Origin of the sequence: Streptomyces radiopugnans (assembly GCF_900110735.1) — a bacterium.
GTDB classification, from domain to species: Bacteria; Actinomycetota; Actinomycetes; order Streptomycetales; family Streptomycetaceae; genus Streptomyces; species Streptomyces radiopugnans.
Genome location: NZ_FOET01000022.1, coordinates 31,488 through 52,674, shown reverse-complemented (window position 1 = coordinate 52,674; position 21,187 = coordinate 31,488). Strand labels below are relative to the sequence as shown.

The 21,187-nt window shown below is 71.3% G+C and carries 20 protein-coding genes and 4 pseudogenes; 11 read left to right on the top strand and 13 right to left on the bottom strand.

The window, feature by feature from the left end:
• Positions 1–152: 152 nt before the first annotated feature.
• Positions 153–398 carry a type II toxin-antitoxin system RelE family toxin gene (locus BMY40_RS26120; protein WP_093663205.1) on the top strand — a complete coding sequence of 82 codons (246 nt, stop codon included), beginning with the start codon at positions 153–155 and terminating at the stop codon, positions 396–398.
• 226 nt (positions 399–624) lie between these two features.
• On the opposite strand, the gene BMY40_RS26115 is transcribed toward BMY40_RS26120, so the two are convergent.
• From BMY40_RS26115 to BMY40_RS26100, 3 genes are all read right to left on the bottom strand, one after another.
• Positions 625–1,947 carry a VanZ family protein gene (locus BMY40_RS26115; RefSeq protein ID WP_177214142.1) on the bottom strand — a complete coding sequence of 441 codons (1,323 nt, stop codon included), beginning with the start codon at positions 1,945–1,947 and terminating at the stop codon, positions 625–627.
• 189 nt (positions 1,948–2,136) lie between these two features.
• Positions 2,137–2,868, bottom strand: coding sequence for a hypothetical protein (locus BMY40_RS26110; RefSeq protein WP_143071831.1), 732 nt, complete (start codon positions 2,866–2,868; stop codon positions 2,137–2,139).
• Between the two features lie 767 nt (positions 2,869–3,635).
• A complete protein-coding gene (locus tag BMY40_RS26100; RefSeq protein WP_093663250.1) occupies positions 3,636–4,424 on the bottom strand; it encodes a nucleotidyltransferase domain-containing protein in 789 nt (262 codons plus the stop codon).
• Between BMY40_RS26100 and tpg the strand changes: the two genes are divergently transcribed.
• The 4 genes from tpg to BMY40_RS26080 all read left to right on the top strand — a co-directional run bounded on the left by tpg (position 4,338) and on the right by BMY40_RS26080 (position 6,520).
• The gene (gene tpg, locus BMY40_RS29210; RefSeq protein WP_425443172.1) at positions 4,338–4,784 is read left to right on the top strand and encodes a telomere-protecting terminal protein Tpg; all 447 of its coding nucleotides are present in this window, start codon (positions 4,338–4,340) and stop codon (positions 4,782–4,784) included. The two genes, BMY40_RS26100 and tpg, sit on opposite strands and share 87 nt — an antisense overlap.
• A gap of 267 nt (positions 4,785–5,051) precedes the next feature.
• Positions 5,052–5,555 (top strand): hypothetical protein, encoded by a 504-nt coding sequence (locus BMY40_RS26090; RefSeq protein WP_143071830.1) that lies wholly within the window; start codon positions 5,052–5,054, stop codon positions 5,553–5,555.
• 26 nt (positions 5,556–5,581) lie between these two features.
• Positions 5,582–6,091, top strand: coding sequence for a hypothetical protein (locus tag BMY40_RS26085; protein WP_093663247.1), 510 nt, complete (start codon positions 5,582–5,584; stop codon positions 6,089–6,091).
• Between the two features lie 21 nt (positions 6,092–6,112).
• Positions 6,113–6,520, top strand: a complete 408-nt coding sequence (locus BMY40_RS26080; RefSeq protein WP_245770341.1) for a HEAT repeat domain-containing protein — start codon at positions 6,113–6,115, stop codon at positions 6,518–6,520.
• Between the two features lie 30 nt (positions 6,521–6,550).
• Here BMY40_RS26080 and BMY40_RS26075 read toward each other — a convergent pair.
• From BMY40_RS26075 to BMY40_RS26060, 4 genes and pseudogenes are all read right to left on the bottom strand, one after another.
• Positions 6,551–6,906: pseudogene (locus tag BMY40_RS26075) on the bottom strand (IS110 family transposase); the annotation flags it as partial.
• Between the two features lie 137 nt (positions 6,907–7,043).
• Positions 7,044–7,661 carry a DUF6461 domain-containing protein gene (locus BMY40_RS28850; protein WP_245770339.1) on the bottom strand — a complete coding sequence of 206 codons (618 nt, stop codon included), beginning with the start codon at positions 7,659–7,661 and terminating at the stop codon, positions 7,044–7,046.
• A 481-nt stretch (positions 7,662–8,142) separates the two neighbouring features.
• Positions 8,143–9,204 (bottom strand): annotated as a pseudogene (locus tag BMY40_RS29235) (hypothetical protein); the annotation flags it as partial.
• Positions 9,205–9,510: 306 nt separating this feature from the next.
• Positions 9,511–10,416 (bottom strand): helix-turn-helix transcriptional regulator, encoded by a 906-nt coding sequence (locus tag BMY40_RS26060; protein WP_093663244.1) that lies wholly within the window; start codon positions 10,414–10,416, stop codon positions 9,511–9,513.
• Positions 10,417–10,574: 158 nt separating this feature from the next.
• On the opposite strand from BMY40_RS26060, the gene BMY40_RS26055 reads away from it, so the two are divergent.
• Genes BMY40_RS26055 through BMY40_RS26040 form a run of 3 tightly spaced genes read left to right on the top strand, consistent with a single transcriptional unit; the run spans position 10,575 to position 12,575 of the window.
• Positions 10,575–11,357, top strand: a complete 783-nt coding sequence (locus BMY40_RS26055; protein ID WP_093663243.1) for an SDR family oxidoreductase — start codon at positions 10,575–10,577, stop codon at positions 11,355–11,357.
• A gap of 43 nt (positions 11,358–11,400) precedes the next feature.
• The gene (locus BMY40_RS26050; protein WP_425443171.1) at positions 11,401–12,315 is read left to right on the top strand and encodes an SDR family NAD(P)-dependent oxidoreductase; all 915 of its coding nucleotides are present in this window, start codon (positions 11,401–11,403) and stop codon (positions 12,313–12,315) included.
• 29 nt (positions 12,316–12,344) lie between these two features.
• Entirely contained in the window at positions 12,345–12,575 is a 231-nt protein-coding gene (locus tag BMY40_RS26040; RefSeq protein ID WP_093663241.1) for a tautomerase family protein, read from the top strand.
• 113 nt (positions 12,576–12,688) lie between these two features.
• On the opposite strand, the pseudogene BMY40_RS26035 reads toward BMY40_RS26040, so the two are convergent.
• A pseudogene (locus BMY40_RS26035) lies at positions 12,689–13,329 on the bottom strand (Tn3 family transposase).
• A 116-nt stretch (positions 13,330–13,445) separates the two neighbouring features.
• On the opposite strand from BMY40_RS26035, the gene BMY40_RS26025 reads away from it, so the two are divergent.
• Positions 13,446–14,036, top strand: a complete 591-nt coding sequence (locus BMY40_RS26025) for a hypothetical protein (RefSeq protein ID WP_245770338.1) — start codon at positions 13,446–13,448, stop codon at positions 14,034–14,036.
• A gap of 286 nt (positions 14,037–14,322) precedes the next feature.
• On the opposite strand, the gene BMY40_RS29205 is transcribed toward BMY40_RS26025, so the two are convergent.
• A complete protein-coding gene (locus BMY40_RS29205) occupies positions 14,323–14,622 on the bottom strand; it encodes a transposase (RefSeq protein WP_218158328.1) in 300 nt (99 codons plus the stop codon).
• A 44-nt stretch (positions 14,623–14,666) separates the two neighbouring features.
• On the opposite strand from BMY40_RS29205, the gene BMY40_RS26010 reads away from it, so the two are divergent.
• Both BMY40_RS26010 and BMY40_RS28325 read left to right on the top strand, forming a co-directional pair.
• A complete protein-coding gene (locus BMY40_RS26010) occupies positions 14,667–14,867 on the top strand; it encodes a hypothetical protein (protein ID WP_093663239.1) in 201 nt (66 codons plus the stop codon).
• A 40-nt stretch (positions 14,868–14,907) separates the two neighbouring features.
• Positions 14,908–15,006 (top strand): annotated as a pseudogene (locus BMY40_RS28325) (IS21-like element helper ATPase IstB); the annotation flags it as partial.
• Between the two features lie 72 nt (positions 15,007–15,078).
• Here the strand turns inward: BMY40_RS28325 and BMY40_RS26005 are convergent.
• From BMY40_RS26005 to BMY40_RS25990, 4 genes are all read right to left on the bottom strand, one after another.
• A complete protein-coding gene (locus BMY40_RS26005; RefSeq protein ID WP_093663238.1) occupies positions 15,079–16,329 on the bottom strand; it encodes an FAD-dependent monooxygenase in 1,251 nt (416 codons plus the stop codon).
• Entirely contained in the window at positions 16,308–17,723 is a 1,416-nt protein-coding gene (locus BMY40_RS26000; protein ID WP_093663237.1) for an MFS transporter, read from the bottom strand. Before BMY40_RS26000 ends, BMY40_RS26005 begins: the two co-directional genes overlap by 22 nt.
• An 82-nt stretch (positions 17,724–17,805) precedes the next feature.
• Positions 17,806–20,337 carry an FtsX-like permease family protein gene (locus BMY40_RS25995; protein ID WP_093663236.1) on the bottom strand — a complete coding sequence of 844 codons (2,532 nt, stop codon included), beginning with the start codon at positions 20,335–20,337 and terminating at the stop codon, positions 17,806–17,808.
• Positions 20,334–21,161 carry an ABC transporter ATP-binding protein gene (locus BMY40_RS25990; RefSeq protein WP_093663235.1) on the bottom strand — a complete coding sequence of 276 codons (828 nt, stop codon included), beginning with the start codon at positions 21,159–21,161 and terminating at the stop codon, positions 20,334–20,336. Before BMY40_RS25990 ends, BMY40_RS25995 begins: the two co-directional genes overlap by 4 nt.
• Positions 21,162–21,187: the final 26 nt, after the last annotated feature.

Sequence of the window (21,187 nt, the reverse complement as noted above, 5' to 3'; positions counted from 1 at the left end):
CAGACCGTCGCGATGCTGGTCAGCCCCGCCGATGCCCTGGAACTGCAGGAGCTGCGGGCGCTGGCCGCCTACCGCGCCCGCCAGGCCCGCGGCGAGGACACCGGCGTCCCGCACGAGGAGGCCTACCGCCGCGTCTTCGGCCAGGACCAGGCGTGAGGTATGAGGTCGTCTGGGAGCCCGAGGCCCTGGTCCAGGCGGAGCGGCTCGCCAAGGACGACCCCGACGGGGTGAGGCAGGTCTTCACCGCCGTCGACCACCTCGCCGACAACCCCCGCCCCCAGGGCGCCTTCGGCAGCAGCGATGTGCTGCGCATCCACGTCGGGGCCTACCGGGTGATGTACGAGATCAGCGACCGCCAGGTCCGCGTCCATGTGATCCACCTCGGCCGCCTGCGCTGACCATCCGGTCGGTCAGGCGCTCCTCACCACGACCGCAAGACGGTGCGGTGACGGCCGAGCAGCACGACGACCGCACCACCCCGGACGGAACCGTCCTGCCCCGGCAGGGCCGCGGCCAGGGTCTGCCCCGGTAACCTTGCCTGCCCCATGCTGTTGCCCGCGTCGCCATCCGGCTCGGCGCCCCCGTGCACCCAGGGCTGTGGGGCCGGTGGTACTGCTCGACATGTCAACCGGCCCCGAGCTGGGCATCGACGTTCTCGTGCACCGTCCCGGTCGATGCGTCGACGGCGAAGTAGGCGTCAATCGGCTCAACGGTGACGATCCACTCCACCCGCCACCTCCCCTCGCGTTCCACGGCGGTCAGGTCGTGCACATCAACAGCTGATGCCTCCGGCTCGGACGAGGCCTGTGTGAGGTGGATACGCAGGGTACGCTCGGCATCCTGTGCGCTGACCGTCGCCTCCGGAAGCTTCCCGGGGTCTGTCACCCTGTGGGCGGACAGTTCGGTAATGCGCCCGGAGGGGGCGACCTGCACATCCAGGCGCATCGGCATGACGATGCCACCGCGCACACGACGCCAGCTGACCAGCCAGCCCGGCCCTTTGTCCGCGTCGACCGCGCTCACCTCGGCTTCGGATCCGCGCAGCGCCCACGCGTAGCGGTCGGCGGCGTAGCGGCGCGCGATGGCCAGCGCATCGGAGGCGTCCTGCGGCGGGGCATCTGCTCCCGGAACGGGGAAGGCCCAGCGGTGGTCGGTGGGCGTGGCAACCAGGCTGGCGGAGAACCGACGCGCATCCGGCCATGACAGCGAGGCGAACCCGCCGTCCATCGCGATGAACAACTGCCCGGAGTCCGGACTCGACTGGACGTTCGCCACGGTGTAGCGGTCGCCGAAGGCATGCTGCACCGCCTGCTCGGCAGCCGCCTGCTGCGCAGCGGTGGCGAACCGCAGCGAGGTGGCATCGACGACGGTCGCGGTGATCCGCAACCCCCACATGACAGCCGACACCAGTACCACGCAGGCAAAGACCGCAACCGACCCGGAGGCGCTCGCCCGCCAGGGGCGCACCGGCCACCGGAGTGTCCGCAGGACGAGCCAGCCGACCGCCAGCCCCAGCAGCCCCCCGATCGTGTTCATCTCCACATCGGCGGTGTCACAGCCCCGGCCTACCGGAAGCACCCCCTGGGCTATCTCGGTGGCCACCGTCAAGCTCACCACCCCGGCCAAAACCGGCGCCGGCCTGCGCACCGCCAGCATCCCGAACAGCCCGACGGGAAGGAACATCACCGTGTTCCACAGTCCCTGGGCGGTAAGGAACGGCTCGGCCAGGTCACGGTTGACGACACACCGGCCCGCCATCCCACTGCCGGTGGACCACAACGTCAGACACAGCTCGGCCGCCACCGCACAGCCCAGCGCCGCACACGACCACGGTCTTCTCCACGCCAGTTTCAAGGAGGCCAGATAACACACCGCTCCCGCGACCAGCACCACTACGAGCGAGAGAACCACATACCCTGTGTGGCCGCGGAACACCGCCGTCAGCATGAACCCTCCCAGCGGACCGGATACGGCAGGCGCCCTTCCCGCTCTGGCCGGCCCACCCACCATGGGCCACCCAGAGGACAGGCACCCCGGTGGTGTCCTGGCCGTCGCCCGCCTCGAAGAGTGAAGAGCACCGGATACGCACGGGCGGTTCCCCCGCCGCTCACCCGCTGTACGGCCCGTCCGGGTCCGCTACCGCCCAGGGCAGGGCGGGAGGTTGGCGGACGTGTACTCCTCGGCGATCGTGAACACCGTCCCGCAGCGCGGGCACTGGGCCCGGCCGAACAGGTAGGTGATCCCCCAGGCGATCCCCGCCTGCCCGTCGCGGACGGCCGTGTCGTACATCCACCGCCCCACCCCGCGAAGCTCCGCGGGGGAGGCCGGCCGCAACGGGCGCCGCTCCACATCGCCCCGGTCCCAGTCCCGGATTGCCGCGTAGCACCCGTGGACCCCGATGGCGACGGTCACCTCCCCGGCGCAGTGCGGGCAGGGCAGGGGGTAGAAGTCGTCCGTGAAGTCTTCCAGGACGGCGCTCCAGTGGTACTGCCCGGCGGTCGCAAGCAGGTCGCGGAAGGAGGAGAGCCAGTCGCCGGGCCGGGTGCGCAGGCGGTGGTCCACCAGCTCCCGCAGCTCCGTGACCGCCGCCGTGCAGTCGGCGAACAACGCATCACTCCCGTGATCGTGTGCGGCGCCGCGCACGATCGCCCCGGCCAGCTCCAGCGCCCGCGCACGGGTGCGGGCGAGCTCCACCAGGCGCGGCAGGGCGGCGAAGCTTGCGGGGAACACCGTCTCGCCGTGGAGACACAACCGATCCCACAGCTCCGCCCACACCTCTTCCCCGCCTCCGCGCTCCGCCCGATCCAGAAGCCCGGGCACGCGGTCGGCGGCCCCGTGGGAGTCGTACACCCGCGTCCAGTCCACCACCCCGGCATTCAACCGCCCAGCAGCCATCACGGCCAACCGCCTCCGCACCCCGGCCGACGGCGCAACGCTCCCGGCTCCGTGCCCGCGAACGACACAGCGGCCATACCGGCCCGTACGTGCCGGCCTCGGCGATCTCGGTCTCGGCGTCCGCACCGTCGGCGTACCGGTCGTCCCCGTCACTCGCCCCCGGTACCCCTCCTGCGACCCTGCTGCTCCGGCCGCCGTGACCCGCCCGGCATCGACGTCGCACCGGCCAGGCGCGAAGAAGGCGGCCCCGGCCAGCACTCCGGTGGGCGACACGACCCCCGCCTCCCGCGGGATTCGCATGACGGGCTGCTGGTGGCAGTCGTCGACGCCGAAGACGGCCCTGGACTCCTGCTCGGCGCGCTGGGGGTGGGCTGTGAGGCCGTGGCCTTCACCGCGGGCCAGACGGGCGACCCGTCCGGCACGCCCGGCTGGCCCTCCTCCCGCCTCCGGCGGCGCACGGCCACAGGGCCCCGACCCTCTTTGAGAGTCGTACGGCCCCAGCGCCCCCTCGATTCCCAGTGTTCCCAGGCCTCCAGCAACTCGTCGGCCAAGCGGCGGGACCCGCCCTGGTAGGCCACGACCGCCGGACCGGGGCCGAGCCTTGCCCTTCGCACACCTTCGCCAGCACCCGCCCCGAAGGCCGGCGTTCCCCGAGGACCTCGCGGACCACCGGCTTCGGCGCCGGCGGAAGGTGCTCGGTGACGCAGGGCGCAGCTCGTTCCGTTGGGAGCTCGAGGCCGTTACGGCTCGTCCATGCCGGTCGGTGGTCCCTGTGGGTTTCCGCTCGTGGCCAGGGTGCGCTTGATGCCGCGCCATACGAAGGCGCGGGCCCGCGCTGCTCGGCGGACACGCCACAGGTGGCTGATCGGCTCGGGGTCCGCGTACCGGCGCTCGCGGATGTCGCGTACCACATCCGCGGGCGCACCGAGCGCCGGCAGCTCCGTCAGGGCCTCGCCCTTGGTGATCAGCCGGCCATCGCGCAGGGTGACGGTGGCGCGGGCCAGGACCAGCAGGCCCAGGTCCACCCAGACGTCCTGGAGCCAGAGCAGCGGTCTGCCGGTGGCCGGAAGCCAGTACTCCGCCAGGTCGCGCCGGATGAAGTCCTCCAACTGCCCGCAAGCGAGCGGCGGGAGCAGTTCCGCCGGCGGCGGGCCGTGGAGGGTGAGTCCGCCGTCGAGCAGTTCCCGGCGGGTGACCGGGGTGACCGGGCGTTCCAGCATCGTGCCGTGCGCCCAGGTGACATGGTTCTCTTCGGCCCCGGGGAGGGCTGTCCTTGTCATGTACGAACAGTGCAGCTTGGCCGCTGCCGGCTCCTCGTTCAACAAGCGTCGGTGAGTGCTTGCCAGCCGGTCTATCTGCTTGCCGTCCAGCGGGCTTTCGATCACCGCGATGAGATCGAGATCGCTGCGCCCCGGCTGGAAGTCGCCCAGCGCGAGTGAACCGTGTGCCCAGACGGCCACCACCGGTACCACCAGCGGTATCTCGGAGACGAACCGCTCGAGCACGGCATCCGTGTCGGTCCCTGCCACGGTGAGGATCCTCGCAGAGCACCGTGCATCGCGCTACAAGCTCACCTGATCACGAGCCGCTGCCGGGGCGCTGAGACGCCGATCCCTGTGGCTGTTGAACGCGGGGGGGCCGGTGGGCGTGTCCGGTGGCGGGCCGTAACCGCGGGCGGGATCGTGGTGGAGTCGCGGACCCGGTTCGGGTTCACCACCACCCCCGGCACCAGCGACGACGGCCGGATGCGGTGGATCACCCAGCACCTCCCGCCCGCCTACGCCGCCTGCCTGTTCGATGCCCAGGCCGCTAGCGCCACCGACACCCAGCTGCAGGCCGTGGCCGCCGAAGGCCTGCAGGAGGTCCACTTCAACGCCCTGGCCGGCTGACCCGTACGGCCCAGGGGGCGGACCCCGCCGTTCCACCCGTACCGAACGCCCTGGCAGGGCGGTGCGCCCCGGTCGGCCTGCAGGTCGGCCGGGGTGCAGGTGGCGGCCGGAAGACAGCGGACCGCGCGGCATCGGCCTTGCGGAGGGCCCGTGCCCCTGACAGTCTTCCGGCGCGCGCCCTGCGGCGGCCGGGGCACGGGCCAGACTCCCGGTCGGCCCCCACCCGTTGATTCCGCCCGATGGACGAAACGACCAGGAGTGCCCGCCATGCCGCGTATGACCTTCCGTGTGCCCCGCACGCTGCTCGCCGCCACGGCGACGGCCACCCTCGCCCTCACCACGGCTCTCACCACGGCGACCGCCCCGGCCGTCGCCGCCCCGCCCGCCGAAGCCGGGACCACAGGGGCCACCTCAGGCTTCTGGGCCTGCTCCGTCCCGTCCGGCTACACGTACACCTCCTCCCGCGGCTCCTACACCTGCTCGGGAGGCAGCAGCTACCGGACCACCGAGTTCTACGTCCAGCCGCCCGCCGACGGCCTCTGGGCCTGCACCACCATGCCCGGCTACACCCACACCGGGGTCATGAGCAGCCACACGTGTTCCGGCGGCGCCAGTTACACGACCAGCCAGTTCCTGCTCCGCAAGCCCGTGACCGGCATGTGGGCCTGCTCCGTGCCGTCCGGGTTCACGTACACGGCCACCCAGCAGAGCCACACCTGTTCCGGCGGCGCCGGCTATACCACCACCCAGTTCCTGCTGCACGCTTTGTAGACGCCGAGGGCCTCGGTCCCGGACGCGTGCTGGCTCACAAGCCCGGTCTCCAGCCGGAGGACTATGAGGTGCTGATCCGGCTGCTGCTGCGGGATCCGGGGCTGCCCTCGGGGATCCTGGCGCTGTCGGAGGAGTTCCAGGCGTCCGGCTGGAAGACGGGTGCCAGCCGTCTGCGCGGGGTGGTGCAGCGGCTGAAGAAGGCCGGCCACGTCCGGCACACGCAGGCCGGCTACGGCCCGGCCACCGGCCGTCCGCGGTGGGAGTTCGCGGTCTACCGGAATCCGGCCAACAATCCGCAGTACGTCGGCCAGGGCCTGGACGCTGCGTCGCAGGTCAGCCCGATGGTGCGGAAACCGACACGTTGGAGCCGCCCTCCCACACCCCTGGGGGAGGTGGGTACTTCCCCCAGCCCCACAGCAGCCCCAGCGGTCACACGCGCGCCGGGGCACCGGCTGCGCCGGGGGAGTGCCTCTATGTGTTTCGTCAAGCGTGAGGGCGGCTTCGACCTGGGGTTCGATCTTCTTCGTGGGGCATGAGACTGTCTGGTCGTGCCAGAGATGATGAGTGGGTTGGAGGCGGCCTTGGCTGAGGCATCGTCTCCTTCCTGGAAGGAACGTGTTCGTGCCGGGCGTGACCTTGCTTCCTTTGCTGATGCTCCTGAGGCTGTGGAAGCGCTGGTGGGGCTGCTCCTGGATGTCGAGGACACGGCGGTGACCCGACAGACGGCAGAGTCCTTGGCCCGGGTGGGGACGGTGGCCGCCGTGAGGCTCATCGCTCTCGCGGTTGTCGAGGCTGACGACAATCAGGCTGACTGGCTGCGGACCGGGGTGCATGACGCGCTCGCGGGACCGGACGGTGTGCCGGACGTCGCAGCGGCCTGCAGGAAGCTTGCCCGTGGCCAGGAAGAAGCTGTCCGTCGGGGTGCCGCAGAGATCTCGGTGTGGACAGGCGACACAAGGTGTTGACCTGAATCGACGTGCCTGTGGGCTGGTTCAGGCAGCCGTCGCCCGGGTGGGTCGGGGTTCGTAGAAGGTGCCGTCGCCGACGGTGGCCAGCAGCACGGCGGCGGTCTTGACCGCGACTTCCGGCATCGAAGTCAGGACCTTCGGAAGAAGGTGCTCCTTCAGCAGGGCTTTGAGCTGGGCTTCCAGGGCCCGGCGCTGTTCGCGGACGGCCGCCAGGGAACGGGCCAGGGACGGGACCACGACGTCGAGGGTCCTGTCCCCGGGACGACGACGGTTTGTTCATCGAGCGCGCCGAAGATCTCGTTGACCAGCCGGGCGGCCACGTGCGGGGTCTTGGGCCGGATCACTTCGAGGAGTCTGCGGCGATCGGCTTTCCGGAGCGCGGCCTGCAGTGTGTCGGGGTCTGCCGCGACCAGGGCCTGGTCGTCTGGACGCACCTGCGCAAAGGACCCCGGGGACAGCGCCGTCCACTTTCCGACGGCGGGTTGGAGCAGGCTGCCTGGACCCGCTGGGGGTGTCGGTGTCAGGGGCGGGGCAGGTCGACCAGAGTGCCGGTGAACGGGGCCGTCTCCAGCAGTTCGCGGGTGATCTGCACCCCGGTGAGGCGCTCGGCGAGCGCGAATGCCGCCTGTGTGGGCAGGCCGATGTCCCGCTCGGTGCCGGCGCGCAGGTCGAAGCCGGCCGCCCGCATCTGCTCCACCGCCACCTCCGGGGTGCTGCCGCCGCGCCGGTAGGGAAACAGCGGCTCGAACGACAACCGCTCGACGCCGTCCTGGTACCAGCGGAAGCGGTCGACGGCTTCGATGGTGCGGGAGTGCGAGACCACCGTGGTGCCCCGTGACAGCGGCTCGGCCACCGACCGGGTCACGCCGAGGAAACCAACGGGCTCGACCATCAGCGTCCATCCGTCCACCGCGGTCACGCCCGCGAACAGCCGCTCACCGCAAAAAGCGCTCCAGGCCGCGTAGGCTGGCCCGTACAGGGCGTCCACGCCCCTGACCGCGCAGACCCGCACCGCATCCAGCCGGGCCAGTACCGTCGAGACGGCGAGTCCGCGGATCGCGGTGAGGCAGTACGCCTCGGCCAGTTCGGGGAAATGCTCCTCCAGCCACCGGTAGTCCCGTGCTGTTGCCCTCGACATGGCACCAGCCTCCCAGCCGCCACCGACACCCCGCCCCGCTCTGGCTCTCCTTGTTCCCGCGCTGCGGCAGCGCTGTCCGCGCGGACCCTTGTCCTCTGGGCAACCTCTGCGGCCGCCGTGCGGGCCGCCACGGGGGAGCCGGCGACATGGACACTGCCCGGAAGGGAGCACGGCCATGGCCGACGGCGCCCCACACCCCCAGGCCGCCGACAGCTGGTGGTCTCGCCTCGGCCGTCATTGTGGAAGTGCGGCCGTCGTCGTAGGTGTACGCGACGGACGCGGAGGTCAACTGCTCGGCGCCGTTGTACTTGTAGATCGTGGTGCGGCCCAGCGGGTCGGTGGCCGAGCTGAGCAGCCCGCGTCCGCCATAGGTGTAGGTCGTCGTGTGGGCGGCCGGGTCGGCCCCTGCGGCATTGCCGTGTGGATCCGTCTTGGACAGGATCCGCCCGGCCTTGTCGTAGATGAACGTCGCCTTCTCGCCCAGCGGGGTGGTGACCGAGGTCCGATTGCCCGCCGCGTCGTACCCGTACTCGGTGACCCTGCCGCGCGGGGTCGTCACGGTCGCGATGGCGCCGAGCGAGGTGTACCTGTAGGCGGTCTTGCCGCCCTGCGGATCCGTGGTCGTGGTCAGCTGGTTCGACGAGCTGTACGCGTACGCCGTCTTGTTGCCGCGGCCGTCGGTGTGGCCGGTGACGTTGCCCGCGGCGTCGCAGGTCCAGCTCTCCGAGTTGCCGAGGGACGACGGCGCGCTGCGGGTGAGCATCCGGCCGGCGCTGTCGTACGTCATCGACGTGGTGTTGCCGCGCTGGTCGGTGATGTCGACGGGCCGCAGATGGCGGTCGTAGTCGTAGGTGATGCTCTTGCCGTACGGGTCGATGGTCTCCATCAGCACGTTGCCGGAGTAGACGTCGGTCCACACCCCGCCGTCGGGGGCCGTGGTGTGCGACTCGCGGTCGCCGTCCCAGGTGAACGTGGTGGTCTTGCCGCTCTGGTCGGTCTGGGACGTGATGCGGCCGGTGGCGTCGTAGACGTTGGTGACCTTGCCACCCTCCGGGTCGGTGTAGGAGGACAGCCGCTTGTTCGCGTCGTACGCGTAGGACGAGGTCTTGCCGGCAGGGTCGGTCACCGAGGTCAGCAGGCCGTCGGTGTAGCCGTATGACACCGAAGTGCCGTCCGGCAGGCTCACCTTGGACAGCAGCCCGTCGGTGCCCGTGGTGAACGTGGTGGTGCAGCCGGTGGCGTCCTTGACCGAGGCGAGTTCGCCGGAGACGTACGTCAGGCTCAGCCCCTTGCCGGCGGCGTCGACCACGGAGGTGAGCTGACCGCTGCTGTCGAAGGTCCGACTGGTGTGGTCGGGCGTTGTGATCGTGTAGTCGCCGGTGCCCTTGCCGGCTTGGCCGCCGACCCCGCCGGAGCCTTGTACGTCCCGTCGCTCGCCTGGGTGAATGCGTGAGCGCGGCGTCACCCGGCGCAGGCGGTGTTCGCTGACCCGGCCTGCACGACGACCAAACCCGCCCCGGGCCTGATCGGCCGCGACCTCCATGCCGAGCGCCTCGGGACCGAGCTGATCTGCGACATCGCCTATCTGCCCACCGCAGAGGTCGGTTCTCCCTCGCCCGCCGACCGAACCTGGCCACCCACGAGGTCGTCGGCTACGCCATGACCGACCACCTATGAAGCACCGGCGCTGCCGCGCCCGGTCAACCTGCCGCTGCGGAGACCATCCCGTGAGCGTGAGGAAAACGGGAATCAAGGGGTCATCGTGAGCCCCGGGCCGGAGAACATATCTCTGCGGGGGTAGGGACCGCCACGCCTTGCCGGGAAGGCGGTCCCCCCTCGGCGGCGCGGGTCAGGGCTGCGATCCGGATTTCGTCGCGGACAACCCCTCCGGTGCCGTGCCCTCCGTGATACCCAGGTCCTGGGCCCCTATGACGGACAGCAGTTCCAGTTGCTCGGCTCCCGGGCTTCCGGGCGGGGCGGTGAACCACAGCAGGCGCTGGCGTCCGTCTTCGCTGAGGAGGTTGTAGCAGTCGAGTTCGATGATGCCGAGCGTGGGGTGGACGATCTTCTTGTGGTCCATGCGGCGCACCGCGACGTCGTGGGTGTCCCAGAGGGCTGCGAACTCCTGGCTGCGGCGGCGTAGCACGGCGATCATCTTCGTGACCTCCGTGTCCCGGCCGCGCTTGGCGGCCGCTGCTTGGAGGTCGGCCACGAACACCCGGGAGTGGTGCGGGTGATCCTCGGGCGGGTACCTCTCGCGCGCCTGCGGGTCGGTGAACCAGCGGTACACGAAGCTCGCCGCCGGGCCGCGGTGTGCCGGGGACTTGCCGAGCAGGTTCCTGGCCAGGTCGTTTTCCACCAGGGTTTCGTGCAGGTCGGTGATGACGCGCGCGGGGGTGTTGGACAGCCGGTCCAGCAGTCCGAGAAGCGCGGGCTGCACGTGTGCCGACGGTCCGTGCGCTGACGGAGGGCCCGGCCGTTCGGCGAGGTGAAACAGGTGGTCGCGCTCGTCGCCGTTCAGGCGCAGGGCTCGGGCGAGGGCGGCCAGGGTCTGGGCCGAAGGCTGCACGCCGTTCTTTGCGCTGCCGCGCTCCAGCTCGGTGTAGTAGTCGGCTGACAGCCCTGCCAGCTGGGCGACTTCCTCGCGGCGCAGCCCGGGGACGCGCCGGCGCGGGCCTTGGGGGAGACCGACCTCGGCGGGGCGGATGCGGTCGCGGCGTGTCCTGAGGAAGGCGCCGAGTTCTGGAAGGTTCACCCCTTCATGGTCGCGCGCGCGCCGAGCCGTAGCCAGGGGGTGGCATCCCCTGGGTGAACGCACCCCTGGCTAGGGGTGGGGGACCGGCCGATCGTGGATGACGCAGCAGGGCGACGGCGAGACCGCGGCCCGACCCGCATTCACCACAGGAGTCAGTAATGCCCATCCCCACTTCCCTCGACGGGACCGCTGCCCCGGCTCAGCCCTCCGCCTCACCCCGTGTCGCGATCGTCACCGGCGGCTCGCGCGGCATCGGCCGCCGGACCGTCGGGCGGCTGGCCGCCGACGGATACGCCGTCGTGGTCGGCTACGCCGGCAACCAGGACGCGGCCGAAGCAGCCGTGAAGGAGGCCGTCACCGGCGGCGTCCGGGCGATCGCGGTGCGTGCCGACGTCGCCGACGAACACGCCGTCACGGCCCTGTTCGACGCGGCCGAAGCAGAGTTCGGCGGTGTCGACGTCGTCGTGCACGCGGCCGGGCGGGCACACATGGCGCCGATCGCCGAGCTGGACCTGGCCGTCTTGGACGACCTGCACCGCACCAACATCCGCGGCACGTTCGTCGTCGTTCAGCAGGCCGCCCGTCGGGTGCGCCCCGGCGGTGCGATCGTGACGTTCTCCACGTCCGTGCTGGGGCTGGCCTTCCCGGGCTACGGCGCATATTCCGCCAGCAAGGGCGCGGTCGAGGCGCTGACGCTGATCCTGGCCCGGGAGCTGCGGGGCCGGGACGTCACCGCCAACGCCGTCGCGCCCGGCCCCACGGCCACCGACCTCTTCCTGGACGGCAAGGACGAGGAGACCATCGCCCGCCTGGCCGCCCAGCCCCCGCTGGAGCGACTCGGTACCCCGTCGGACATCGCCGAGGTCGTCGCGTTCCTGGTCTCCCCGGTCGGCCACTGGATCAACGGACAGGTCGTCCGCGCCAACGGCGGAATCATCTGAACCGCCCGCCCAGCCACCCCGTCGATCAACGAAAGACCCTGTCATGAGGAACGACGACACCGGAAAGGCCATCCTGGTCACCGGGGCCTCCAGCGGCATCGGGGCGCTGTCCGTGCGTGCTCTGGCCCTCGCCGGTCACACCGTGTACGCGGGCATCCGCCAGATGGCGATCCGTAACGCGACCGCGGTGGCCGACCTGGTGCGCTACGGCACCGACCACCGGGTCGACGTGCACGCCGTCGAGCTGGACGTCACCTCCCAGGACTCCGCCGACGGCGCAATCGACCGGATCGTCACTGAGCACAGCCGACTCGACATGGTCGTGCACAACGCCGGGCACATGGTCCTGGGCGCCGCCGAGGCGTTCACCGCCGAGCAGTTCGCGGACCTGTACGACGTGAACGTCCTGGGCACCCAGCGCGTCAACCGCGCCGCCCTGCCGAAGTTGCGTGAGCAGGGCTCGGGGCTGCTGGTGTGGATCGGCAGCACCAGCACCCGCGGCGGTTGCCCCCTTTCCTGGCCCCGTACTTCGCCGCCAAGGCCGCGATGGACGCCCTGGCCGTCAGCTACGCCGCCGAGGTGCTTCCGTTCGGCATCGACACCGCGATCGTGGTGCCTGGTGCGTTCACCACCGGCACCAACCACTTCGCCAACGCGGGCACCCCCGCCGACATCGACCGTGCGGAAGCCTACGACCAGCGTCACCAACCCCTTATGGACGACCTGGGCAAGCACCTGGCCGCGCTCGCTCATCCCTTCGGACGCCGATGCGGCCGAGGTCGCCGAAGCCGTCGCGCGACTGGTCGCGATGAAGCACGGCACCCGGCCTCTGCGCACCCACATAGACCCCAGCCGGGATGGCAGCGAAGTCGTCTCCGCGGTCGCCGACCGCCTCCGCGCCGACTTCTTCCGCCGCATCGGACTGGACAGCCTGCTCACCGCAGGCAGCTCCCTGTAACACCCCACTGAGAGAAGGAACAACCAGCCATGCCTTTTGCGAACTTCAAGGTCCCCGAGAAGACCCTCACCCCGAAGCAGAAGGAGGAGATCGTCATCCGCACCACCGAGCTGTACGTCGAGATCTACGGCGAGCGCGCCCGCAACAACACCATGGTTCTGGTCGAAGAGGTCGCCGACGGCGGCTGGGGCATCGCCGGTAAGGTGCTCACCCTCGCTACGCTCGGCGAGGCGACACCGACCGACACCAACGCCGCCTGACCGCACCGGCCGTCATTCGGCCAAGACACCACCTTGAAACCGAAGGCCACCGGGTCGAGCGTCCGGCCACACGGCCTCGTTCATTCGAGGGCCGGTGAGATCGGCGAAGCCCTTCAATGTGTCCCCGCACTCGATCGGTCGGCGATATCCGCCGGGTTACGGGGCCGGGGCACGGCAGCGGTCAGCCCCAGGTCGAGCCGCTTGTCCATGTCCAGGCGGAAGGTGCCGTACGGGTTGACGTTGGACCAGAACAGTGCGGTCAGGCCGCGCCGGTCCTCGTCCCTCAGATTCTTCGCCCAGGCCGGCTCGGCCAGGACCCGCTGCACCAGCAGCGTGTTGGCATGCACGAGCGCGGACTGGAGCAGACGAAGCACGAGCATCGACGCCCCGGCGTGCTCCTTGTCCGGGCCGGTCAGGGCGCCGCCCTTGCCGTAGTGAGCACGGTGTTCGCGCTGTTCCAGTTCTCGACGACCTGGAGGCCGCCATGGATCTCCCGGCGCAGGCCGGGGCTGGCGAGATAGTCGCAGGCGAAGATGGTACGCACGGCGCGGCCGAGTTCTTCGAGGGCCTGGTAGGTGGGGTGCTTGGGGCCGCCGTGGGTGAAGCGCCTCAGGACCTGCCCGGCCTCACCGACCGCGAGCGTTGGCGCGTCCTCGAGGACCGGTTGCGCGAGCAGACGGCCATCGAGGCGGGGGACCTCGTGCGGCGCCGTGAGCAGGCCCGCGCGGAGCGGGCCCGCCGCGATGCCGCCCATGCGGCTGCCCAGGAGCAGGCGGAGCGCGAACGTGCGGCCGCGGCCGCACGTTCGCGCTCCGCCAGGCCCTGCCGTGTCAGGACTGCGGGCGGGCCCGGGCGGCCGGACTGTGCGAGGTGTGCGACCACCGCCGTCAGACCGAGACCCTGATCGGTGAGGCCGGTCTCCTCGCAGCAGCCGGGTCCGCCGACCTGGCCGACCCGGGCAGCGTCGCGGCCGTCACCACCGCAGTCCGGACGGCCATCGGCAACAGCATCGCCGCCGCCTGGCAGGAGTTCCTGCGGATCACCGACGTCGCCATGCCGGAGGCCAACCCGGAGGCAGCGAGGGACGCGTACGCCTTCACCGTGCTCCAGACCGCCCAGCAGGCCGTCCAGGAGTACCAGGACAACGCCCTGGCGATGCTGGGCCGGACCGAGGAAGCCGAAGCCGAGGCCGAGGCCCGGCGGTCCTACAAGGCCGAACAGGGGCGCCGCTGGTACAAGCACAACCCAACCGGCACGGACGCCGTCGCCGCCGCGACGAAGGCAGTCGAGGCGGCCCGGGAGCGCACGGCCGAGTACCTGCTCGCGGTGCGGCTGCAGCAGCTGCGCGGGCAGGCCGCCGCCCGCACCGAGACGGCCGCGCCCGCACCGCAGACGGACCGGCTGCCCGAACCCGCCGCCCGCGCCCTCGATGGCGACACGGCCGGGGCGGTGATGGCGTGAGCACCGAGCCGAGCGGGGCCGACCTCGCGCGCCAAGCCCTGATCGCTGCCCGGGAAGCGGCCAAGAAGAACGGCACCGGCCGGACGAAGAAGCCGAAGCGGCGCACCGGCACGGCTCCGCGCCGTGACGGCCGCGAACCGCTCGGACTCGGTACGGCGATCAGCATGATGATGACCGAACGCGGCATGACCCCAGTAGCAGAAGCTGGAGCGGGAGACGTCGAGGATGGTGCACAGCCGCTTCACGCCGTAGCGGCGGTGGTGGTCGGCGACGAACTGGAAGCGGTTCACCAGCGCGTCTCCCCGGCGAAATACTTCGCCGCTTTCCGCAGGATCTCGCGTTCTTCCTCCAGCTCACGGACCTTCTTGCGCAGCGCGGCGTTCTCCGCCTCCGACGGCGTGGGCGGCTCCGCTGCCGGCTCTGCCCGGCGTCCCCGGGGCCGGCACGCGCCGACGTCCCTCACCCACTTCCGCAGGGTCTCGGGGTTGATCCCCAGATCGGCGGCGACCTGCCGGATCGTCGCTTCGGGCCGCGACTGGTAGAGCGCGACCGCGTCCGCTGTGAACCGCGGCGGGTAGTTCTTCATGACCACGAGATGTCCGTTCTCAGATCCCCGGGATCCGGTGTCTCGTGTGTCCAGGATCAAGGGTCAAGGCCCACCTGCCCAAGGGGTTCACACTGGACGGCCTGCTGCAGGACCGAATCCTCAACGAAGCGTTCGACATGGGCGATCCGCTGAAGCTGATGCGCCTGTTCGGCATCACGGAGAAGACGGCCATGCACTACGTCGGCGTGGCCCATGCGGAGAAGACCGCCCAGCTTCCCCGGTGACGGCCGGTGCGAGAACGACAGCGGCGGGGCCGCCCGGAGTTACCGGGCGCGCTACACGCTCGCCACGAAGCTGGAGAACGAGCTCGTCGAGGCTGCCGACGAGGAACAGTCGAACAAGACGATCGCCCGCTACGGCCGCGCGTCGACCCGCGCTGACGACATGACACGGGTCGGTGACGGAACGGCTCGACTTGTTCCAGATGGAGTTCCATCAGCCGGCAGGGCCCGACCCGGCTCGGCGGTCATGCCGGCGCAGGGGCTCGAGCAGAGTGAGCGCCGAATGAGCCAGTTTTCCCTCCGCCGGGGGCATGGCGCTGAGACTGCGCAGCCGTTCGTTGCGCTGCTCCAGGGCCTGGGCGGTGGTGGGGAAGAGGGTGGCGCCGCCCTGGCCGACCAGCCCTTGGTTCGCGGTCACGAACTGCCGGGTGTCGCGTTCGTAGGCGGCGAAGCCCGCGCCGTGACCCCGGTCCGCGAGGCAGCCGGCGAGCATGTACGCGCCGACGAGCGCGAGGCTGGTGCCCTGTCCGGTGAGGAACGAGGGCGCGTACGCGGCGTCGCCGACCAGCGCGACCCTGCCGTTGGACCAGCGGGGCATGTGGATCTGGCTGACCCCGTCAAAGAACAGGTCCTCCGCCTCGCGCAGGGCGGCCAGCATGCCCGGGACCTCCCATCCCGCGTCGGCGAAGACCTTGGCGACCAGGTCGCGTTGGGCTTGCGGGTCCCGGAACGCGTCCGTGGGCGGCTCCGGCCGGGCGAAGTTCAGAAAGGCGTGCACCTCGTCGTCGTCCCCCACGGCGTAGAGTGCCGCGGCCCTGCCCGGGGCGTTCCACATCACGGTCTCGTGGGAGAGCCCGAAGGTGTTGCGCATGGTGAACACAGCGAAGCAGTAGCCGAGGTAGCGGTGGAACTGCTCTTCAGGGCCGAACAGCATCTCCCGGGTGCGCGAGTGCATGCCGTCCGCACCGAACACCATGTCGAACGTACGGCTGCCGCCCCCGCGGAAGGTGACGTCGACCCCGTGGTCGCTCTGGTCGAGGGTGTCGATGGAGTCGTTGAACAGGAACTCCACGTCGTCACGGACCGCCGTGTACAGGGCTTCCGTCAGATCCCCGCGCCGTACCTCCAGGTCCTGTCCCGCGACGCCGCCGGTGACGGCATGCGGGTGCAGGGAGGTCACCTCGCTGCCGTCCGAGTCGAGGAAGGTCAGCCGCCGCAGGTCGATGTGCGCGTCCCGCAGCCGCGGCAGGATCCCCATCCTCCGGACGACTTCCAGTGCGGTGCCGCGCACGTCGATGGGATAGCCACCCCCACGCAGGGTGGGCGCCTTCTCCACGACCGTGACCGCGTATCCGTAGCGGTTCAGCCAGAACGCGAGGGCGGGCCCCGCGATGCTAGCCCCGGATATCAGGACCTTGCGCCTCGGCGTGCTACGGACATCCGTCAGCTGATCGGTGAGGGGCATTCCTTGACTCCTTTGGGCATGGTGCGAGTGACGAACAGGGCCAGCGACGTGACGACGCCGGCTATGACGAAGCCGGTGACGTAGGCCGATTCGGCCGCGACCTCCGACCCGGAAGGGGTTGCGGCGGTGAGGAGCGCACCACCGAGCTGCCCGCCCACGGCGTAGCCGAGTACACGGCTCACCAGGATCAGGCTGGTGGCGATGCCGGTGTCCTTGGCATCGACGGCCGTGGCGGTGCTGGTCATCATCGCCGTGACGCACAAGCCGCTGGCCAGCGCGATCAGCGCCTTGCCGACGACGACGTGCCAGACCTCGGTGTGCACGGACGCCAGGACGACCAGGGAGACGGCCATCATGACGACCCCGGTGTTGACCACGGCACGCGAGCCGAAACGCCGGTCCCCGATCCCGCCGAGCGGCCCGGCCAGCGTCGCGGCGACGGCGCCGGGCAGTAGGAGGAAGCCGATCTCGGTGGCGCTGGCGCTGAATCCGTACCCGTCGCCGCGCTCGTCGAGCAGCTGCGGAACGAGATAGGCCGCCATCGAGGTGCCGAGGCAGACCACGAATGTCAGCGCACACGCCTTCCAGATCGCGGGCCGTGCCAGCATGTGCAGATCGATCACCGGAGAGGCCGCACGCCGTTCGACGGACACCCAACCGGCGACGAAGACGGCCAGAGACACGACGAGGGCGCCGAGCACGAGTGGTTGCGAGGCCGCTTCGGGCGCCAGCGCGAGTACGAGCATGAGCGTGACCAGCATCCCGCTCAGGAGCAGCAGGCCGGGCCAGTCGATGCCGGCGTCGTCCGACCCGCCCGGCCGGTCGGACGGCATGAGCCTGTTCACGAGCAGGGTGGCCCCGATGACCGCGATCGTGGGCAGCGCGAACATCCAGTGCCGGGAGAGCTCTTCCGCCACCGGCCCGGCCGACAGCATGCCGACCATCCCTCCCCCGACGAAGAGTCCGCTGACCACCCCGATGGCGACCCTCGACTCTCCCGGGGGCAGGTTTTTGCGCACGACGATGAACGACAGGGGAAGCGCGCCCACCATCGCCCCTTGCAGCACCTGCCCGAGCAGCAGTACGGGCAGGTTCGGGGCCAGGGCGGACACCGTGCCGCCGACCGCGACGACCGCCATCAGCCGGATCAGGACCCGTTTCCCGCCGTAGCGGTCGCCGAACATGCCTGCCAACGGCGTGATGAGTGCCCCGGAGATGAGGAGCACGATGCTGAGCAGTGCCCCTTCGGACTGGCTCATGTCCAGTTCGCGTTCCAGGAGCGGGATCGTCGGTGACACCACCGACTCCAGAGCGCCGGTGAACAGTGCCAGTAAACCGAGGGCTCCGACAGCGGCCTTCCCGATGGGGACCGGGGGATCCAGGGTTGTGGTCATGAGTGTCCTTTCCGTCGTTGCCGGGTGAGGAAGGGGGCAACGGGGGGCGCGCACGGCATGTGGCGCTGCCGCCCCGGATGGGCTAGGACCAGCGGCGCAGCGCGGCCCGGGCCGGCAGCGTGACCGCCAGCAGGGCCAGGCCGCCGGCGGCGACCGCGAAGCATCCGTACACCAGCGGAGGCACGTACGGCATGTCACCGGTCACGCCGCTCATCATCGGGATCAGCGTGGCCGCGGCGATCGCGGAGCCGAGGACCAGGCCCACCACGGCGACCAGCAGGCCCTCCCAGCGGAGCATCGTCATCACCTGACGCCGGGTGGACCCGACGAGGCGCAGCATGCCCAGCTCGCGGCGGCGGTCCAGGACCGTCATCACCAGGGTGTTGACCGCGGCGACGGCGGCGAACCCGCCGAGGACCGCGGCCATGGTGTTGTTCATCCAGGCGCCCAGCTTCGCGTCGCGGTTCTGCTCGGTGGCGTAGCCGGAGGCGTCGATGACCTCGCCCAGGGCGGTGAGCGACTTCTCCGAGCCGCCCCGTACCAGGAGCGTGCTGTCGAAGCTCGAGGTGACGTGCCCGGCCAGGGACGCCCGGTCCATGGTCACCGTGGCCACGCCGAGGCCACGGCCGTAGACCGCGACGATCTCGGGGCTGACCTCCGTCCCGTCGGGGAGGTAGAGCGGGAGCCGGTCGCCGACACCGGCGTCCGCCGAGGTCGCCAGGGTCTTGTCGATGGCGATACGCCCCTCGCCGAGCCGGTCGAGGCTGCCGTCGCGTACGTCCAGGTCCTGCACCTTCGCCAGCTCGGCGCCCCAGCCGGTGACGCCCTGGGCGGTCGCGCCCTGGAGCGACTTGAACTCGCCGGAGCCGGTCGGCACCAGCACCTGCGTGTTCAGCAGCCCGACGGCCGCCTCCACGCCCGGCGCGCGGGCGGCGCGTGCCGCCGCGTCCACCGGGAGCCCGGCCGGGTCCGTCACCACGTGGTCCGCGGTGATGCCCGCGCGCAGCTGCTTGTCGGCGGCGTGGGTCTCGCTCGTGTGCATGAACACGAGGGTCGAGGAGAAGGCCACGGCGAGCACGATCGAGGTGATCGCGGAGGCGAGGCGGCGGGCGTTGGTACGGGAGTTGGCGGCCGCGAGTTCGGCGGACGGGCCCGCGCCGCGCAGCGGGAGGCCGAACAGGCCGGCGCACAGCCGTGCCACCAACGGGCCGAGCAGCCCGACGGCGAGCATGAAGAGCATGACGACGCCGAGGGCGGCGCCGGCCGCGTCGTCCCCGGCGGAGCGGGCGGACACGCCGGTGAGGATCGTGCCTCCGACGAGGGCGCCGACACCGAGGAGGGTACGGACCAGACCAGGCCGCAACCGCTCCACCGACGCGTCCGACAGCGCCTGTCCGGGCTTGATCTTCGCGGGCCGGCGCCCGGCCATCCAGCCTGCGCCGAGCGCGGTGAGCAGCCCCATGACGACGGCGGCGAGCAGCGGAAGCCCGGAGACGTGCAGGTCCACGGCGCGCGGGATGGCGCCCCGGTCCTGGAGCTGCCCGAACCACCAGTGGGCGAGCCCGATGCCGGGCAGGCAGCCGATGATCCCGGCGAGCGGCGCGACGAGCAGTGCTTCGGAGGCGACCGCGCGGCGGACCTGCCGCGGGGTGGCGCCGACGGCGCGCAGCAGGGCGAACTCGCGGGCCCGCTGACCGACCGAGAGCGCGACGGTTCCGGCGGCCGTGAAGACCGCGACGATGGCGGCGATGCCGCCGAAGGAGCCGCCGATTCCGAAGAGCGTCACCTTGGCGTACCCGAGGCCCGGGTCCTCGACGGCACCGCGGTCGTCGCCGGTGTGGACCTGGACGCCGGAGCCGGCCAGGGCCTGCTTCACGGCGCCGGCGAGGGCGTCGGCGTCGGTGCCGTCCTCCCCCAGCACGACGACGGCGTCGGCCTTGCCGGGATGCCCGGCGAGCATGGGGGCCTGGGTGTCGGCGAACCAGGTCAGGGCACCCGCGTCGCCGGAGTCGCGGGCGGTCTCCGCAGGACCGGCCTCGGCGACGCCGGCGACGCGGAAGTCCTGCCGGCCGGCGGCGGTCTCCAGTACGACGGTGTCGCCGACCGCGGCGTGCGCGGCGCGGGCCGTTCCCGCGTCGAGGACGACTTCCCCCTCGCGGGGCGCGGAGCCGGTGGTCAGCGAGGTGCCGGTGAAGGCGTGCGAGCCCCATCCGTGCGCGGTGAGCACACCTCCCGGAACAGTCAGTGCACGGGCGCCGGCGCCCACCGCGCGCACCGGGAAGGTGAAGTCCGCGACGGCGGTGGCCGCACCCGGCGCCCCGGCGGCCTTCGCAGCCAGCCCGGCGTCCATCCGTGCCGTGTCCGGCAGGGGCGTCGCCTCCTTCTCGCGGTCCTCGCCGCTGCCGGTGACGACGTACTTGTTCTGGTCCGCCGCCGCGACGACCGGCGCGTTCGCGTACCGTTCCGGCGGCACGGAGGCGCGCAGGCTGGTCTCGAGCAGGATTCCGCAGGCCGAGACGATCAGTGCGGACATCAGCAGCGCGAGGAAGGTCCCCGCGAAGGACGCGGGCTTGAAGCGGACAGCCTCACGGGCGAGTCCGTTGGGGCGCCTCATGCCGCCACCCCCGCCATCGCACCGGAGCGGGAGGCGCGCGAGGTGAGCACGGCCATCCGTGCCGCGATCTGCTCCACCGAACCGCGCTCGAGGTGGTCGGCGAAGGCGCCGTCGGCGAGGAACAGCACACGGTCGGCCCAGGCGGCCGCGACCGGGTCGTGGGTGACCATGACAACGGTGGCGCCCAGAGCGTCCACCGCATTGCGCAGCAGGCCGAGGACCTCGGCGGCGGTGCCGGTGTCGAGGGCGCCGGTGGGCTCGTCCGCGAAGATCACGTCGGGGCTGGTGACCAGGGCGCGGGCGACGGCCACGCGTTGCTGCTGACCGCCGGAGAGTTCTCCGGGCCGGCGCTTCGCCTTGTCGGCGAGTCCGACCTGGGCGAGCACCGCCTGCGCCTGGCGCCGGTCCTGGCGCTGCCCGGCCAGGCGCATGGGCAGCAGCACGTTCTGCTCCACGGTCAGCGACGGCAGCAGGTTGAACGCCTGGAAGACGAAGCCGAGGCGGCTGCGGCGCAGCTCGGTGAGCTCGTTCTCGCTCATGCCGGTGATCTCCGTGCCGCCGAGGCGCACGGATCCCGCCGTCGGCCGGTCGAGCCCGGCAGCGCACTGCAGGAAGGTGGACTTGCCGGACCCGGACGGGCCCATGACCGCGGTGAACGTGCCGCGCGGCAGGGCGAGGTCGATGCCCGCGAGGGCGTGCACCGTACCCGGCCCGCGGCCGTACTGCCGCCGGACGTCGCGCAGTTCGACGGCGAGACCGGGCGTGGCGGCCGGGACCTCGGGCCGGTTGTCCGCCTTCTGCCGCTTGCCTCTGCGTAGCCTCATGTCCCGTCTCCCTCTCACGTGCACTT